At 63.6% G+C, this 15608-nt stretch carries 16 protein-coding genes and 1 pseudogene; 10 read left to right on the top strand and 7 right to left on the bottom strand.

Features of this window, described 5'->3' with window-relative positions:
- Positions 1–15: 15 nt before the first annotated feature.
- The 7 genes from iadA to BW989_RS00395 form a co-directional block, all read right to left on the bottom strand.
- Positions 16–1188 carry a beta-aspartyl-peptidase gene (iadA, locus tag BW989_RS00425; RefSeq protein WP_076584547.1) on the bottom strand — a complete coding sequence of 391 codons (1173 nt, stop codon included), beginning with the start codon at positions 1186–1188 and terminating at the stop codon, positions 16–18.
- A 31-nt stretch (positions 1189–1219) separates the two neighbouring features.
- A complete protein-coding gene (gene trpD / locus BW989_RS00420) occupies positions 1220–2254 on the bottom strand; it encodes an anthranilate phosphoribosyltransferase (RefSeq protein WP_076584546.1) in 1035 nt (344 codons plus the stop codon).
- A gap of 1 nt (position 2255) precedes the next feature.
- On the bottom strand, positions 2256–2834 hold the full coding sequence (locus tag BW989_RS00415) for an anthranilate synthase component II (protein ID WP_076584545.1): 579 nt from the start codon (positions 2832–2834) through the stop codon (positions 2256–2258).
- Positions 2835–2843: 9 nt separating this feature from the next.
- Complete coding sequence (trpE, locus tag BW989_RS00410; RefSeq protein WP_076584544.1) at positions 2844–4319, bottom strand: anthranilate synthase component I; 1476 nt, start codon at positions 4317–4319, stop codon at positions 2844–2846.
- A 131-nt stretch (positions 4320–4450) separates the two neighbouring features.
- Positions 4451–5422, bottom strand: coding sequence for a lipid kinase YegS (gene yegS, locus BW989_RS00405; protein ID WP_242651191.1), 972 nt, complete (start codon positions 5420–5422; stop codon positions 4451–4453).
- Positions 5423–5613: 191 nt separating this feature from the next.
- Positions 5614–6294 (bottom strand): ribulose-phosphate 3-epimerase, encoded by a 681-nt coding sequence (gene rpe / locus BW989_RS00400; RefSeq protein ID WP_076584543.1) that lies wholly within the window; start codon positions 6292–6294, stop codon positions 5614–5616.
- On the bottom strand, positions 6291–6632 hold the full coding sequence (locus BW989_RS00395) for a J domain-containing protein (RefSeq protein ID WP_076584542.1): 342 nt from the start codon (positions 6630–6632) through the stop codon (positions 6291–6293). The genes rpe and BW989_RS00395 overlap by 4 nt, the downstream gene beginning before the upstream one ends.
- A gap of 60 nt (positions 6633–6692) precedes the next feature.
- Here BW989_RS00395 and BW989_RS00390 point away from each other — a divergent pair, with 60 nt between their 5' ends.
- The 10 genes and pseudogenes from BW989_RS00390 (at position 6693) to BW989_RS00345 (ending at position 15583) form a co-directional block, all read left to right on the top strand.
- Positions 6693–7589 (top strand): phosphoribosylaminoimidazolesuccinocarboxamide synthase, encoded by an 897-nt coding sequence (locus BW989_RS00390; RefSeq protein WP_076584541.1) that lies wholly within the window; start codon positions 6693–6695, stop codon positions 7587–7589.
- A 17-nt stretch (positions 7590–7606) separates the two neighbouring features.
- Positions 7607–8098 carry a hypothetical protein gene (locus BW989_RS00385; protein WP_076584540.1) on the top strand — a complete coding sequence of 164 codons (492 nt, stop codon included), beginning with the start codon at positions 7607–7609 and terminating at the stop codon, positions 8096–8098.
- A 61-nt stretch (positions 8099–8159) separates the two neighbouring features.
- Complete coding sequence (locus tag BW989_RS00380; protein WP_076584539.1) at positions 8160–8642, top strand: Mpo1 family 2-hydroxy fatty acid dioxygenase; 483 nt, start codon at positions 8160–8162, stop codon at positions 8640–8642.
- 6 nt (positions 8643–8648) lie between these two features.
- The gene (locus BW989_RS00375; RefSeq protein ID WP_129582775.1) at positions 8649–9569 is read left to right on the top strand and encodes a DMT family transporter; all 921 of its coding nucleotides are present in this window, start codon (positions 8649–8651) and stop codon (positions 9567–9569) included.
- Between the two features lie 88 nt (positions 9570–9657).
- The gene (locus BW989_RS00370) at positions 9658–12465 is read left to right on the top strand and encodes a monovalent cation/H+ antiporter subunit A (RefSeq protein ID WP_076584537.1); all 2808 of its coding nucleotides are present in this window, start codon (positions 9658–9660) and stop codon (positions 12463–12465) included.
- Positions 12465–12838: pseudogene (locus BW989_RS00365) on the top strand (Na+/H+ antiporter subunit C); the annotation flags it as partial. The gene BW989_RS00370 and the pseudogene BW989_RS00365, both read left to right, overlap by 1 nt.
- A gap of 87 nt (positions 12839–12925) precedes the next feature.
- On the top strand, positions 12926–14494 hold the full coding sequence (locus BW989_RS00360; RefSeq protein WP_076584536.1) for a monovalent cation/H+ antiporter subunit D: 1569 nt from the start codon (positions 12926–12928) through the stop codon (positions 14492–14494).
- The gene (locus tag BW989_RS00355; protein ID WP_076584535.1) at positions 14491–14976 is read left to right on the top strand and encodes a Na+/H+ antiporter subunit E; all 486 of its coding nucleotides are present in this window, start codon (positions 14491–14493) and stop codon (positions 14974–14976) included. The genes BW989_RS00360 and BW989_RS00355 overlap by 4 nt, the downstream gene beginning before the upstream one ends.
- Entirely contained in the window at positions 14973–15242 is a 270-nt protein-coding gene (locus BW989_RS00350; protein WP_076584534.1) for a K+/H+ antiporter subunit F, read from the top strand. The genes BW989_RS00355 and BW989_RS00350 overlap by 4 nt, the downstream gene beginning before the upstream one ends.
- On the top strand, positions 15239–15583 hold the full coding sequence (locus BW989_RS00345; protein WP_076584533.1) for a Na+/H+ antiporter subunit G: 345 nt from the start codon (positions 15239–15241) through the stop codon (positions 15581–15583). Before BW989_RS00350 ends, BW989_RS00345 begins: the two co-directional genes overlap by 4 nt.
- Positions 15584–15608: the final 25 nt, after the last annotated feature.

Raw genomic sequence — 15608 nt, 5'->3', positions numbered from 1 at the left:
CCATTCCCCTCAAAATTAGCGCTCGAACATACCACGGCGGACCACCGCGCCATCGCGCACATGGGCGACCCCGCCCAACAGCACATGATGTGCCCGGCCCGCATCGTCCAAGGCGACCAGATCGGCGTCACCGCCCACGCCGATACGGCCCTTTCCGGGCAGGCGGAGCAAGTCCGCGACATTGCAGGTGAAGGCCGGCAGGGCGCGCTCAAGCGGCAATCCGCGCACCAGCAGGGCATTCAAGGTTTCCAGCAAGGCGCCCGAGTGGCCGATGTCCATGCCGCACACGCGACCCTGCTCATCGAAGCAGGCCAGACAGCCGCCCGCATCGGAACTGATGCTCACCCACTCCGGTGGCGCGCCGCTGTCGAGGTAACGCAGCAGGGCTTCGTCCGCCGGCCAGGCATCCTCGCCCTCTTCGACGGGAAACGCGGTGATATCGACATGGCAGCCGCGCTTGGCCAGCGCCACCGCTTCCTCAAACAAGGCCTTCTTGCGATTGATGTGGGTGGGCTGAAAGACGCGGGCGGGGATCTCGCTGGTGTCCAGCGCCTGTCGCACCAGTTCCAGTCCACGCGCGCCATCGCCCAGGTGCAGGTGGACGATGCCGGCCTTGCCGGTCATCAGGCCCGCCACATGCGCTTCCGATGCCAAGCGCAGCACGTCGTCCAGCGTCGGTTGGCTGGAACGGTGATCACTGATCGCGACTTCGCCCACGCCGATCAACGCATCGCTGAAGACGATGTCGCCGCGCACCGTGCCAGTCAGCGTGGTCGGCGGGATGTGGTAGCCGCCGCAATACGCCCAGGCGCCCATGCCTTGCTCGCGCAGCGCATACACGTGCGAGAGCAATTCCGCGGTGCTGCGCGAGACATCATCAGTACCCAAGAGGCCGATCACCGACGTCACGCCGGCGGTGGTGTAACGCGACAGCAGCGGCGCCGGCACACGGCTGGCGTAACCGGCCTCGCCACCGCCGCCGCTCACATGCACATGGCCGTCGATGAAGCCCGGGATCAGGCGCGCACCCTGCAGGTCAATCACATCGATGCCGAGCACATCAGGCAACGTGGGTTCGGCTTCGCCCATCCACAGGACCTTGCCGCCGCCAATCAATAGATGGCGCAGCCCGATGGATTCGGGCGCATGCACATCCGCGTTGCAGAGCAAGAGCATGGGCGTAGTCATATCGGGAGCGTGCGTCGGGGCCGTCGACACGTCAACCACCCGCGCCCTGGCGGGTCACGGCCACGTACTCGTCGAGCTTGGCACGCGCCGCGCCGCTATCGATCACTGCGCCCGCGCGCGCGATGCCATCGGCAATGGAGTCGGCCACGCCGCTGACATACAGGGCCGCGCCGGCATTCATCGCCACGATGTCGCGCGGCAGACCCGGCGTACCGGAGAGCGCCTCCAATAGCATCGCCTTCGACTCCGCCGCGTCATTCACTTGCAGGTTGCGGGTGTGCGCCATGGCGATGCCGAAGTCCTCAGGATGCACTTCGTATTCGCGCACCTCGCCGTCGCGCAATTCACCGACCAAGGTCGATGCGCCGAGCGACAACTCATCCATACCATCACGCCCCCACACCACCAGCGCCCGCTTGGCGCCGAGCGCCTGCAACACGCGCACCTGGATGCCGACGAGATCCGGATGGAAAACGCCGAGCAAAATGTTCTCCGCCCCCGCAGGATTGGTCAGCGGGCCGAGGATGTTGAACAAGGTGCGCACGCCCATCTCGCGACGCACCGGCGCGACGACTTTCATCGCCGGGTGATGCAGCGGCGCGTACATGAAGCCGATGCTCGTTTGCGCGATGCATTCGGCCACGCGCTCAGGCGGCAATTCGATGTCGGCGCCCAGCGATTCCAGTACGTCCGCGCTGCCCGAACTGGATGACACACTGCGTCCGCCATGCTTGGCAACACGCGCACCCGCCGCAGCTACTACAAACATCGAGGCAGTGGAGATGTTGAACGTGTGCGCGCCATCGCCGCCAGTGCCGACGATGTCGACCAGGTGCGTGCGATCTGCGACGTCGACCTTGCGCGAAAACTCGCGCATCACGGTCGCTGCGCCAGCAATCTCGTCCACCGTTTCCTTCTTCACCCGCAAGCCGGTGAGGATGGCTGCGATCATCGTCGGCGAGACTTCGCCGCGCATGATCTGGCGCATCAGATCGACCATCTCATCGAAGAAGATCTCGCGGTGCTCGATGGTGCGCTGCAAGGCTTGTTGTGGGGTGATCGGCATGTCAGCGTTCCAGGAAATTCTTCAGCAGCGCATGGCCGTGCTGGGTAAGGATGGATTCGGGGTGGAATTGCACGCCTTCGACCGGATGTTCGCGGTGCCGCAGGCCCATGATCTCCTCGAAGCTGCCATCCTCGTTCTCCGTCCACGCGGTGATTTCCAGCGCATCCGGCAGGCTGCTGCGCTCCACCACCAGCGAGTGATAACGCGTGGCTTCGTATGCATCCGGCAGCCCGGCGAACACGCCGCGGCCTTCATGGCGAATGTGCGAGGTCTTGCCATGCATGATGCGACCCGCGCGGATCACCTTGCCGCCATAGACCTGGCCGATCGACTGGTGGCCCAGGCATACGCCAAGGATGGGAATGCGCGGCCCGAGGCGTTCGATCAAGGCCATCGAGATGCCGGCTTCGTTCGGCGTACACGGGCCCGGCGAGATGACGATCTTGTCCGGTGCCAGGCGATCGACCTCCTCCACCGTCAAGGCATCGTTGCGCTCCACCCGCACGTCCGCGCCCAACTCCTGCAGGTACTGGACGAGGTTGAAGGTGAAGCTGTCGTAGTTGTCGATCATCAAAATCATGGCTTCACCTCAGAGTCCCTTCGCCGCTTGCGCCACCGCGCGGAACAACGCGCGCCCCTTGTTCATCGTCTCGTCCCATTCCTTTTCCGGATCGGAGTCGTAGACGATGCCGGCACCGGCTTGCACATGCAGGCGGCCGTCCTGAATCACGGCAGTGCGGATCGCGATGGCGGTATCCGCATCGCCATTCCAACCGAGATAACCGACCGCGCCGGAATAGACATTGCGTTTGACCGGCTCCAGTTCACGGATCACTTCCAGCGCGCGGATTTTCGGCGCGCCGGAGACCGTGCCTGCCGGGAACGCGGCGCGCAGTGCATCCATGTACCCCAGCCCTACGCGCAATCGGCCCGTCACTTCGCTGACGATGTGCATGACATGGCTGTAGCGCTCGATGGTGAAACTGTCGCCAAGCTTCACTGTGCCGGCTTCGCTGACGCGGCCGACATCGTTGCGGCCCAAGTCGATCAGCATCAGGTGCTCGGCGCGTTCCTTCGGGTCGGCGAGCAACTCGGCTTCCAAGGCGACATCGGCCTCCTGCGTTTCACCGCGCGGACGCGTGCCGGCAATCGGGCGCACGGTGACGATGCCATCCTGCAAGCGCACCAGGATTTCCGGCGAGGAGCCAACGACCTGCGTGCGCCCGGTGTCGAGGAAGTACATATAGGGCGACGGGTTCATTGCTCGCAAGGCCCGATAGACATCGACCGGGCGCGCATGAAACGGCACCGACAAGCGCTGCGACAACACCACCTGGAAGACATCGCCGGAGCGGATGTAGTCCTTCACCTGCCGGACGGCATTGATGTAACCCTCGCGGCTGAATCCGCTCTGGAAATCGGCCTCGTCCAGCACCTGCCCTTGCAGGGTTTCCGGATAGCCGCTACCGGCCTGGCGCAGGCGATGCACCAATGCATCGAGACGACGTTGCGCGCGGGCATAGGCGTGCGGCGCATCGGCCTCCGCATGCACGATGAGATACAACCGGCCCTTCAAATTGTCGAAAACGGCCAGCTCATCACTCTGCATCAGGAGAATGTCGGGCGTGCCCAGCTCGTCGGGTTTGTTCTGTTCGATAAAGCGCGGTTCGATGTAGCCGATCGACTCGAAGCCGAACCAGCCGACCAAACCACCGCCGAAACCCGGCAGGCCCGGCACATCCGGCACGCGCTGCGTGGTGCGGATGCGCTCGACTTCGGCCAGCGGGTCATCGACATGACGATGCTCGATCTCCACGCCGTCTTCGCTGACCGACAATGCATGGCCGCGGAAGGCATACACCCGGCGCGCCGGCAGGCCGATGATGGACCAGCGCCCGGAGCGCTCGCCGCCTTCGACGGACTCGAACAGATAGGTATGTGGGCCATCGGCCAGCTTGAGATAGACGGACAGGGGTGTGTCGAGGTCGGACAGGACCTCGCGCACGACGGGGATCAGGGTGTGACCTTCAGCGGCGAGGCGCTGGAACGTTTCTTCGGTAATCACGCGAAATCTCGGTTGGCAACGGACAGGCAAAACGGACGGAGGCTGTGGGCCACCATCGCCAGTTGCCGTTGCCAACAATTCGCGTGAATGCGGAAGTCATGTGTCTACTGTAGCCGCAAGCGTGGCCATCTTCAAAGCGAGCCGCTCATTCTCTTTGCCGATGAGGACACCAGGCCGCAGTCACCCGGCAGATGCATCCGCACCCGGCCTGGCACGCATTCGATACGGAATTCCGTCGATTCCACGGGCTCACCATCCAGATTCAAGGTGAGCGGCTTGGCTGGACGGATCTCCACCCACGGCAGTTGGGCGCGGACCGACACGCGATCCAAGGCGGCTTCGGCGCCCTCCATCAGCACCGAGCCGAGCGTGCTCATCACTTCACCCTCGAGCGGCGGGATCACGGTCAGATCGAGCAGGCCGTCATCGACCAAGGCATCCGGACAGAGCACTTGCCCGCCACCGGCCTGACGGCCATTGCCGATGCCGAGCGCGATGAACTCGCCTTCCCACTCGAAATCCGGACCAGTGAAACGCGCGCGCTGCGGCTCGATGTTGCCCAACTTGCCGAGGCCGGTGATCACGTAGGCCAGGCCGCCCAACATGCTCTTGAGTGTTTCGTCGGTCTCGACGGTGACCTCGGTGCCGAAGCCGCCGCTGGCGAGATTGGCGCACCAGTGGTCGCTGCCATCGTGCTGGATACGCAGAAGATCCATGCGATGCGGCGACGTGTCGCGAACCAACTGCAGCGCCGCCGCGGGTTCTTCGGGGATGCAGGTAGCGGTCGCGAAATCGTTGGCGGTGCCCAAGGGCAGCAGACCGAGCGTCGGCAATCCATCGGCCCCCGCATCGAAATGCGTGAGTGCTTCGGCGACCTCGCTCAAGGTGCCGTCACCGCCGCCGGCGATCACGGTTTGGGCGCCAGCCTCGACGGCTTCGCGCACATAGCGCTCGGCATCGCCCACTTCCCAGGTCACGCGCACGGCGAGCGGCATGCCGGCGTCGCGCATCGCCATCACAGCGTCGCGCACCGACGCTTCGCCGGCGGATTTTCCATTCAGGACCAGCATGGTCATCGGGGCGTCGTGGGCAGTCGTGTTCATGCGGGCACGCTAGCGCCTGTTAGGGGGATGGCGCGTGAACGCGCGTTGGCCGCCATTCGCGATCAGGCGTCATTAAATCGTCATCCATCCCATGGAACATGAAAGGTCATAGCCAAGGATGAAACGCGGAGGACGGAGCCTCCAACATCCCCGGACCGGCGCCACTAGGCGTCGGTTTTTTTAATGCCGGATTAACCGCGCACAGCGTCGGCGGCGGCCTTCATCCGGCTGATCACGTCGCGATAGTCCGGCTGGCCAAAGATGGCCGAACCCGCAACGAAAGTATCTGCGCCTGCAGCTGCGATCTCACCGATGTTGTCAGGTTTGACACCGCCGTCGATCTCCAGACGAATCGCACGACCGGAGGCATCGATGCGCTCACGCACCCGGCGCAGTTTGTCGAGGGTGGACGGGATGAACGCCTGCCCGCCAAACCCGGGGTTCACCGACATCAACAACACGTAGTCGATGTCGCCCAACGTGTAATCGAGCACATCCAAGGACGTGGCCGGGTTCAGCACCACGCCGGCCTGGCAACCCAGCGACTTGATCAGCTGGATGCTGCGATGCACGTGGCGGCTCGCTTCCGGGTGGAAGCTGATGTGCGTGGCGCCGGCGTTGGCGAACATCGGGATGATCGCGTCCACCGGTTCGACCATCAGGTGCACATCGATGGGCGCAGTCACACCATGCTTGCGCAGCGCCTCGCAGACCAGCGGGCCGATGGTGAGGTTGGGCACGTAATGGTTGTCCATCACGTCGAAATGCACCCAGTCGGCGCCAGCGGCCAGGACGTTGTCGACTTCCTCACCCAGTCGGGCGAAGTCGGCGGACAGGATCGACGGCGCGATGACGGTGGTTTGACGGCTCATCGGCGGCCCTTCCTCAGTTGCTTGATGCGGTCATAAGCGGCATTGATTTCGCCCGCCTTTTTATCGGCCTGCGCGCGCAGCTCCGGCGCGGCATCGGCGTATTTGTCAGGGTGGTACTGCGAGATCATCCGGCGGTAGGCCAGATCGATCTCGGCATCGCTGGCCTCAGGCGTCAGTCCAAAGACGCGATAAGGCGCGTTGCGCCGGCCAATGCCGAACCAGTCCGCGTCGAAGGCATGGCCGATCAACGCACCGATCGCCAACCCGAACAGTGGATTGCCACGCAACAAGAGGGCGCCGGCAAGGGCGCCCAGCAATTTTCCGTACCAGCGCTTCATGCGGCCAGTTTAACCGCTGGAAAGCCTTAAACTTGCGCTTCGTGCAAGGAGAACCGCGCTTTGGCCACCACGCTCACGCAATCCGACCTGCCAGGCCTTGACCTGCTCCACCGCGGCAAGGTCCGCGACGTGTTCGATCTGGGTGATGGCCGCCTGTTGATGGTCGCGACCGATCGTCTGTCCGCGTTCGACGTGGTGCTGCCCGACCCGATCCCGGGCAAGGGCGAGATGCTCTGCCAGATCAGCAATTTCTGGTTCGACAAAACCGGTCACATCATCGCCAACCACCTGACCCATGACGATGTCGCATCCGTCTTGCCGGCGGGCGTGGATGCCGCGTTGTATGCCAAGCGCGCGGTGGTGACGAAGAAGCTGAAGCCCGTGCCGGTCGAATGCATCGCGCGTGGCTACATCATCGGCAGCGGCTGGAAGGATTATTCGAAGACCGGCGCAGTCAGCGGCATCACCTTGCCGATGGGCCTGCATCAGGCGCAGAAACTCGAGGCACCGATCTTCACCCCTTCCACCAAGGCCGCCGTCGGCGACCACGACGAGAACATCGACTTCGAGACCGCCGTCGACAAGGTCGGGCGCGAGATGGCTGAAGCCGTGCGCGATGCCACCCTTGCGCTCTACGGTTTCGCCCGCGACTACGCCGCCGAGCGCGGCATCATCCTGGCCGATACCAAGTTTGAATTCGGCACCGACGAAGACGGCAAGCTCTACGTGATGGACGAGATGCTGACGCCCGACTCCAGCCGCTGGTGGCCGGCCGAGGACTACGCGGCCGGCAGCAGCCCGCCCAGCTACGACAAGCAGATCGTGCGCGACTATCTGGAAACGCTGGACTGGGGCAAGACCCCGCCCGGCCCGCGCCTGCCTGCGGAAGTGATCGAGCGCACCCGCGCGCGCTATGCCGAGGCGTTGGAACGGCTGGCCGGCATCCGCCTGGATTGACCCGCGGACCCGATCGCATGCATAAGCTCAGCCTGCTGGTGTCGGTCAACTCAGGGCTATCGCCCTACATCGCGACCACACCCTCGGGCAAACCGGTAGCCGTGCTCGAGCGCAACACCTGGCCCAAGCAGCCGCTCCGACTGGAGGTTGATGGCCGGGCCCATCGCATCCTGCATGAAGTCGCCAGCCACCATTTCTTGCTGAACAATTTCCGCTATGCGTTGGTTGATGACCTCGGCGTCACGCTGGCCAGCTGCATCGCAGCACCCGCGACCCGCACGACCGAAGTAAGAATCGGCGATGCCGACTACCGATTAGTGCGACGCAAGCGCTGGTGGTCGATGCACTTTGTGCTGCAAGATGCACATGGCCGCCCGCTTGGTCAGATCATCGAGACCACCGGCATCTCGCTGTGGCGACGCAAGTTCCGCGTCGATGCCCCCGCTGACATTGGAGTGCCTGCGGCGATGTTCCTGTTCTTCCTGGCCGCAACTTTCACTTTCCGCTAAAACTGTCGCCTGCTTCCTACACTCCGGTACTCTTGGCATCCAACAGACACCGGATGCACGCATGAGCCGCGACGCGACCGATCGCTCCATCGACCACTGGTTCGCCAGCTATTCCAGTGACCACCGCAACGCGACGAACCAGCTGATCCACGTTTTCGCCGTGCCGCTGATTTTGTGGTCGGTGATCGCGCTGCTGTGGTGCATACCGGTACCCGGCACGTTGTTCGGACCTGGCGCATGGGCGGCACTCATCATGTTCATGACGTGGTCGTTCTATTACCGCCATTCACGCACGTTGGGCATGGGGATGTTGCTGTTTTTTGTGCTGTTCTCGTGGGCGACGCGCTGGCTGCACATGGAACTTGGCACCGCTGGTCTTCTCAAGTTGGCCATCGGTGTTTTTGTCGTCGCGTGGATCGCGCAGTTCGTCGGTCACAAGATCGAAGGGCGCAAGCCCAGCTTCCTGACCGATCTCACTTATCTCTTGATCGGGCCGATCTGGGTGCTCAACAAGCTGTATCGCAAGCTCGGTTGGAAATACTGAGTGGGCGTGCCCGCCGCCCTGAGCCGGCGCGATTTTGCGCTGCTGTTGTTTGTTTGCGTGGTGTGGGCGCTCAACTTTTTGATGTCGGCGCTGGGCTTGCGCGAGATCCCGCCGTTTACCTTTACCTTGTTGCGCTTCGTCGTCTTGCTGCTCGCATTGGCCGCGTTCATGCGCGTGCCGCCGCGCGACCAATGGCCGCGACTGGCCATCGTCTCATTACTCGTCGGCGTGGTGCATTTCGGGCTCAGCTTCCTTGCGTTGCGGCTCTCTGGTGATTTGTCATCACCCGCGATCGTGATGCAAAGCTACATCCCCATGACCACGCTGCTGGCATGGTGGTGGCTGGGCGAGCGCTTCAAGTGGTGGACCGGTCTTGCTATCGCGGTCAGCTTTATGGGGGTCATGGTGATTGGTTTTGACCCGCACGTGCTGTCGCGTCCAGCCGCATTGATCACGATGCTGATCTCCGCATTGGCGCTGGCTATCGGCACCATCCTGATGAAGGGTTTGCGCGGCATCGACATGCCCAACCAGCAAGGCTGGATGGCCGCCGCCAGCGTCGTGCCCTTGCTGGGCATCAGTCTGTGGCTGGAGCCGGGCGCACTGGCGACTTTGCCCGGGGTCAGCGCCACTGCTTGGGCGGGCGTGGCTTATGCAGCGCTCGCTTCGTCGTTGCTTGGTCACGGCCTGTATTACAGCCTGGTGCAGCGCTATCCGGTGGCCTTGATGATGCCGTGGTTGCTCTTGGTGCCGGTGATCGCCGTAGCGCTTGGGATCGTGTTCTGGGGGGATCGCCCGGGCACGCGGATCTGGATCGGCGGAGCGATGGTGCTGGGCGGCGTATTGATCATCGCATTGCGCCAGCGATTCAAATCGCGCACACAGCAACCAGTAACCGAAGTCGTCGCCGAATATCCGCAGGGCTAAAACGCGCTATTCACCTTCGGCTAGAATGATGCTTCGGCCACTCGCCGGATTTCTTTTCCGAATCAACGACTTCTAATTCCCCACGCCCATGCCAGGTTTGATCCTGCTCCTGCCGTTCGCCGCCGCGCTCGTGATCGCCTTGCTCGGCGGGTCGCGCAGGCAGAGCGCGTGGATTGCAGGGCTGGCGTCAGTGCTGGGACTGGGTTTGCTGGCATCGCTAACGCCCGCGATCATGTCCGGCGCAATACCTACCGTCGACTATCCGTGGCTGCCGCAAATCGGCATCGGCTTCGTGCTGCGTATCGATGGCTTGGCGTGGATGTTCGGGTTGATGGTGTTGGCCATCGGTGCCTTGGTGGTGCTCTACGCCGCGTATTACTTGAGCCCCAAGGACAGTGCTACGCGCTTCTTCGCCTATCTCATGTTGTTCATGGGGGCGATGTTGGGGCTGGTGTTGTCCGGCGACATCTTGTTGATGGTGGTGTTCTGGGAGCTGACCTCAATCGCTTCGTTCCTGTTGATCGGCTTCTGGACGCAGCGCCGCGATGCCCGCCAAGGCGCGCGCATGGCGCTGACCGTCACCGGCCTCGGCGGCATGGCACTGCTCGGTGGCGCGATCTTGCTAGGCCAGGTTGTGGGCAGTTATCGCCTTGAGGATGTGCTGGCAGCCGGCGACATCGTCCGGGCAAGCCCTTGGTACCCGACCATCCTGATCCTCGTCCTCTTGGGCGCGTTCACCAAGAGCGCGCAGTTCCCATTCCACTTCTGGCTACCGCAGGCGATGGCCGCGCCCACGCCGGTCTCGGCTTACCTGCATTCGGCGACGATGGTGAAAGCCGGCATCTTCGTGCTGGTGCGTTTGTATCCGGTGCTGTCGGGCACCGAGATGTACACCATCATCGTCAGCACCATCGGCGCGACCACGTTGTTGCTAGGCGCTTGGGTGGCGATCTTCCAGCACGACCTCAAGGGCCTGCTCGCCTACTCGACCATCTCGCACCTGGGCTTGATCACCCTGCTGCTGGGCCTGTCCAAACCCCTGGCGGTGGTGGCTGCGCTGTTCCACATCCTCAACCATGCGACGTTCAAGGCCAGCCTGTTCATGGCAGCCGGCATCATCGACCACGAAACCGGCACACGCGATATGCGCAGGCTGGGCAATCTGCGCCGATATCTGCCTTACACCAGCGCGTTGGCCATCGCGGCCAGTCTTGCGATGGCAGGTGTGCCGCTGCTCAATGGCTTCCTGTCCAAGGAAATGTTTTACGCAGAGGCGCTGGATATCGCCGAGGATGGGCCGCGCGTCTTCACCGTGGTCGCCGCGTTCCTAGCGGGCGCATTCGCGGTCGCCTACAGCCTGCGTTTTGTCCACGACACTTTCTTTGGCGAAGGGCCGCGTGATGTGACGCGTGAAATCCACGAGCCGCCGCGTTTCATGAAGTTGCCCGTCGCGATCCTTGTGGTGCTGTGCTTGATGGTGGGCATTGCACCGGCACCCACCGTGGGACCGATGTTGGCCAGCGCCGCCAGCAGCGTGCTGGGCAAGGACATGCCCGAGTACAGTCTTGCGCTCTGGCATGGCATCAACACGCCGCTGTTGATGAGCCTGGGCGGCATGCTGTGTGGGATCACGTTGTACTTCGGCCTGCGTCGCTTGTTCGACCTGCACGCCATCGTCCGCCGCTCTTATGGCCGACACTTGTTCTATGTGAATGTCGATGCGCTTTACAACATCGCGCGTCGCTTCACCCGTCGCATCGCCAATGGCAGTCTGCAGCGCTCCTTGCTGTTGATGTTGCTGGCGGCGATGGCGCTGGCCACCCTGCCCGCATTGCCCGGCCTGCTGGGCACCGGGCCCGGCCCCGACCTGCAACCGATGCCGCTCCTCGGCTGGGCCTTGTGGGCGATGCTGGTCGCAGCCACCCTCGGCACCGTGGTGATGCATCGCCAACGATTGGTCTCCGTGATCGTGTTGGGCGCGGTGGGCACGGCGGTCAGCCTGAGCTTCGTCTTCTTGTCTGCGCCGGATCTCGCCTTGACCCAATTGCTGGTGGAGATGGCCACGATCGCGCTCATCCTGCTGGCACTGAACTACCTGCCGCAGGTGAGCCCGACACCGCAGGCAGGATCGTGGCGCGGATTGCGTCGCTGGCGCGATGCCTTGATCGCGATCACCGGCGGCGGCATCACCGCGGCATTGGCGTGGGCGATGATGACCCGTCCTTCCAACACCATCGCCGGCGAATTGCTGGCCCGCTCCCTGCCCGAAGCTTGGGGCAGCAATGTGGTCAACGTGATCCTGGTGGATTTCCGCGGCACCGACACGCTGGGCGAGATCGCCGTCTTCGGCATGGCCGGCTTGTTCGTGCATGCGCTGCTGCGCCGCGCGCGACTGGCGCCGGAAGAACGCATCCCCGGCCCGCCACTGGAACTGCCCATTCCTGCCACGCTGGGCCATGTGTTGTTCCCGCTCGCGTTGGCGGTCTCGTTGTACATGTTCCTGCGCGGCCACAACCAACCCGGCGGCGGCTTCATCGCGGGCCTCGTGCTGACCATTCCGCTGCTGCTGCAATACGTGATCCTGGGCTCGCGCTACGTCGAAAGTCGCCTCGGCTTCAATTACGTGCGCCTGATCGGCATCGGCCTGCTGATTGCGCTGATCGGCGGCATCGCACCGATCCTGTTGGGCTACCCCTTCCTCACCAGTGGCCACGCCGAGCCGGTCCTGCCGCTCATCGGCAGCGTGCCCCTGGCGAGTGCGATGGTGTTCGACACCGGCGTCTACCTGGTGGTCTTTGGCGCTGCGATGTTGATCCTGTCGATGATGGGCGACATCAGACCCCCGCGACGCAGGCCAGCCACATCCCAACCCACCCCTGAAGAGGTGGGCCCATGATGGAATTCGCCCTGGCCAGCGCCATCGGCATCCTCACTGCCAGTGGCATCTACCTGGTGCTGCGCGCGCGCAGTTTCGACGTGATCCTCGGCATCACCTTGATGTCGTACGCCGCCAATCTGCTGATTTTCTCCGCCGGACGTCTGCGTCCCGGCATGCCGCCCATCCTGCGCGAGGGCGTGCCGCACACCCTCGATCACCATGTCGACCCACTGCCGCAAGCCTTGGTGCTGACCGCCATCGTGATTGGTTTCGCGATGACCGCCGTCACCATCGTGATCGCGATACGCAATCGCAGCGACAGTGGCAGCGATCATGTCGATGCCGGCATCGGCCTGGACTATGCGGGGCTGATGCCCATCGATACCGATCGCGAAGAAACCTTCGAAGACCTCGAGGCCTGCGCCACCGCGCCCACTGCCGACAACGACGGGACCGAGGAAGCCAAGGAGGTGACGCGATGAGCGATCACCTGATCATTGCGCCGATCCTCTTCCCGCTGTTGATCGCCGCGCTGATCCTGCTGGTCGAGCGCCGCGGGGATATCTGGTCACGCACGCTGGGCTGGGTCGGCACGGTCGGCATGTTGCTGTTCTCCAGCTTGCTACTGATGCACGTGGCTGCATCCGGCAGTCAGGTCTACTTGCTGGGTGACTGGCCCGCGCGGCTGGGCATCGCCCTGTTTGCAGACCGCCTGTCGGCCGCGTTGGTGCTCTTGGTCGCGCTGCTTGGCCTGCCTGCATTGATATACGCATCCACTGGCTGGGATCGCCGTGCACCGCATTTCCATGCCTTCTTCCAGTTCCAGTTGGCTGGACTCGCCGGCGCCTTCCTGACCGCGGACTTGTTCAATCTGTTCGTGTTTTTCGAAGTGATGCTGATCGCGAGCTACGGTTTGATGCTCTCCGGCGGCAAGGGCCCACGGATGCGAGCGGGCCTGCATTACGTAGTCTTCAACGTCGTGGCATCCAGCCTGTTCCTGATTGCGCTTGGCCTGATCTATGGCTTGGTCGGCACGCTCAACATGGCGGAAATCGGAGCCCGCGTGGCGCAGGCCTCGCCCGACGACGTCGCATTGATCCAAGCCGCGGCCGGCATCCTCCTGACCGTGTTCTGCGCGAAGGCCGCCTTGCTGCCGATGTTCCTGTGGCTGCCGATGACCTACAAATTCCTCCCGGCTCCGGCCGCGGCGTTGTTCGTGGTGATGACCAAGGTCGGCGTGTATTCCGCGCTGCGTGTGTTCACGGTCGCGTTTGGCGACATCCCCGGCGCTGAAGGCTGGCCCTGGACGTGGTTGCTGCCGGCGGGACTAGGCACTTTGTTGCTCGCCACCTTCGGCGCGATGGCCTCGCAAACGCTGCGGGCGATCGTCGGATGGATGGTGGTGGCGTCGGCGGCCACCTTGTTCGTGGTGTTTTCGCTCGGCAGCGCCGATGCCGTGGCGGCGGGCCTGTATTACCTCCTGCACAGCAGTTTCGCCGCGGCGGCGCTGTTCCTGATCGCCAACCAAATGCGTCGCCAGCGTGGCCGCGAGGGGGATCGCGTCGATTGCATCGGCGTGCTGGAGCGGCCCATCGCCACCGGCGTCGCCTTTGCCCTGGCGGCCATGGCCATCACCGGGCTGCCGCCACTCTCGGGCTTCGTCGGCAAACTGCTGATCCTGCAAGCCGTACCCGAAGATCGCGTCCCTTGGATTTGGGTAATGATCCTGTTGACCAGTTGGATGGCGATCGTCGCATTCGCCCGCGCGGGCAGTGGCCTGCTGTGGGAGGCGCCTGCCCGCGCCGCACGTTGGCGCCCGGAAAGTGGCTTGCCGCCGCCGCCCCGACCGCGCCGCACCACGCGCGCCCAACGACGATTGCAATGGCTGGCGATCTGGTTGCTGCTGGGCTACGGCATCGCGCTGGTGGTGTTCGCATCACCCGTGTATCGCTATTTGCTCTCGGCTGCCGAAAGCGCTCTTGCCCCCAGCAGCACCGTCGACATGATTCGGGGCGTCCAACCCGTGATGCGGGAGCCGGCGCCATGAAACGCTTTCTCCCCTCACCCTTGCTCAGCTTGGCGGTGCTTGTCCTGTGGCTGCTGCTGGTCGGTGACTTTTCCAGTGGCAGCCTCGTGCTCGCCTTGGTGCTCGCGATCGTCTTGCCGCTGTGCGCAGGCCTCCTGCAACCCGAGCATGCCCATCTGCATCGCCTGCCCGCCATCATCAAACTCAGCGGACGCGTGCTGCGCGACATCATCGTTTCCAATGTCGAAGTCGCACGACTGATCCTGGGGAGCGAATCCCATATCCGCCCCGGGTTCATTTGGGTGCCGCTGGAGATCCGCGACCTGCACGGCATCACCGCCCTGGCCAGCATCATCTCGCTGACGCCCGGCACGCTCTCCACCGAGCTCACCCCCGACCGCCGTTTCCTGCTGGTGCATTGCTTCGATTTGAAGGATGCCGAGACGACCATTTCCGGCATCAAGTCGCGCTATGAATCACTGCTGAGGGAGATCTTCGAATGATCGAAGCCGCCGTGACCGTGTCCATCTACGTCATCGCGCTCGCACTTGCGATGTCGGTGTGGCGATTGCTGCGCGGCCCCAGCTTGCCCGACCGCATCCTGGCGCTGGACACGGTGTCGATCAACAGCATTGCCTTGTTGGTGCTTTACGGCATCCGCATCGGCTCATCGTTTTATTTCGAGGCCGCCTTGATCATTGCGATGCTGGGTTTCGTCAGCACCGTCGCGCTATCCAAGTACGTCATGCGCCGGGACATCGTCGAATGAACATGGCCCTCGAAATCATCGTCGTCGCGATGCTGGCGGTCGGCAGCTTCTTCATGCTGGTGGGATCACTGGGCTTGGTGAAGCTCAGCGAGTTCTACAAGCGCCTGCATGGCCCGACCAAGGCCAGTACGCTCGGCGTCGGCTGCATCCTGCTGGCCTCCATCGGGGCGCACGCCATGGCCGGTGAAGGGCTCGACTTGCGCGAGCTGCTGATCACGGCCTTCCTGTTCATCACTGCACCCGTTGGCGCGCACATGATGGCGCGTGCCGCCCTGGCGATTCGTCCTCAAGATCACCCCGACCCACCTGCTCCCGCCATCGAGAAAGACGCGAACGACTGATCAACGCAGCGTGTCATCTGCGCTA

Origin of the sequence: Solilutibacter tolerans (assembly GCF_900155935.1) — a bacterium.
GTDB classification, from domain to species: Bacteria; Pseudomonadota; Gammaproteobacteria; order Xanthomonadales; family Xanthomonadaceae; genus Solilutibacter; species Solilutibacter tolerans.
Note: the sequence above shows the minus strand (reverse complement) of the source record. Positions and strands in the feature narration are given on the sequence as shown.

Coding starts and splice junctions, on each gene's coding strand:
- BW989_RS00355 (WP_076584535.1), top strand. CDS start 14,491: ATGAAACGCTTTCTCCCCTCACCCTTGCTCAGCTTGGCGGTGCTTGTC.
- BW989_RS00380 (WP_076584539.1), top strand. CDS start 8,160: ATGAGCCGCGACGCGACCGATCGCTCCATCGACCACTGGTTCGCCAGC.
- rpe (WP_076584543.1), bottom strand. CDS start 6,294: ATGAGCCGTCAAACCACCGTCATCGCGCCGTCGATCCTGTCCGCCGAC.
- BW989_RS00385 (WP_076584540.1), top strand. CDS start 7,607: ATGCATAAGCTCAGCCTGCTGGTGTCGGTCAACTCAGGGCTATCGCCC.
- BW989_RS00370 (WP_076584537.1), top strand. CDS start 9,658: ATGCCAGGTTTGATCCTGCTCCTGCCGTTCGCCGCCGCGCTCGTGATC.
- BW989_RS00360 (WP_076584536.1), top strand. CDS start 12,926: ATGAGCGATCACCTGATCATTGCGCCGATCCTCTTCCCGCTGTTGATC.
- BW989_RS00415 (WP_076584545.1), bottom strand. CDS start 2,834: ATGATTTTGATGATCGACAACTACGACAGCTTCACCTTCAACCTCGTC.
- BW989_RS00345 (WP_076584533.1), top strand. CDS start 15,239: ATGAACATGGCCCTCGAAATCATCGTCGTCGCGATGCTGGCGGTCGGC.
- BW989_RS00350 (WP_076584534.1), top strand. CDS start 14,973: ATGATCGAAGCCGCCGTGACCGTGTCCATCTACGTCATCGCGCTCGCA.
- yegS (WP_242651191.1), bottom strand. CDS start 5,422: ATGAACACGACTGCCCACGACGCCCCGATGACCATGCTGGTCCTGAAT.
- iadA (WP_076584547.1), bottom strand. CDS start 1,188: ATGACTACGCCCATGCTCTTGCTCTGCAACGCGGATGTGCATGCGCCC.
- trpD (WP_076584546.1), bottom strand. CDS start 2,254: ATGCCGATCACCCCACAACAAGCCTTGCAGCGCACCATCGAGCACCGC.
- BW989_RS00395 (WP_076584542.1), bottom strand. CDS start 6,632: ATGAAGCGCTGGTACGGAAAATTGCTGGGCGCCCTTGCCGGCGCCCTC.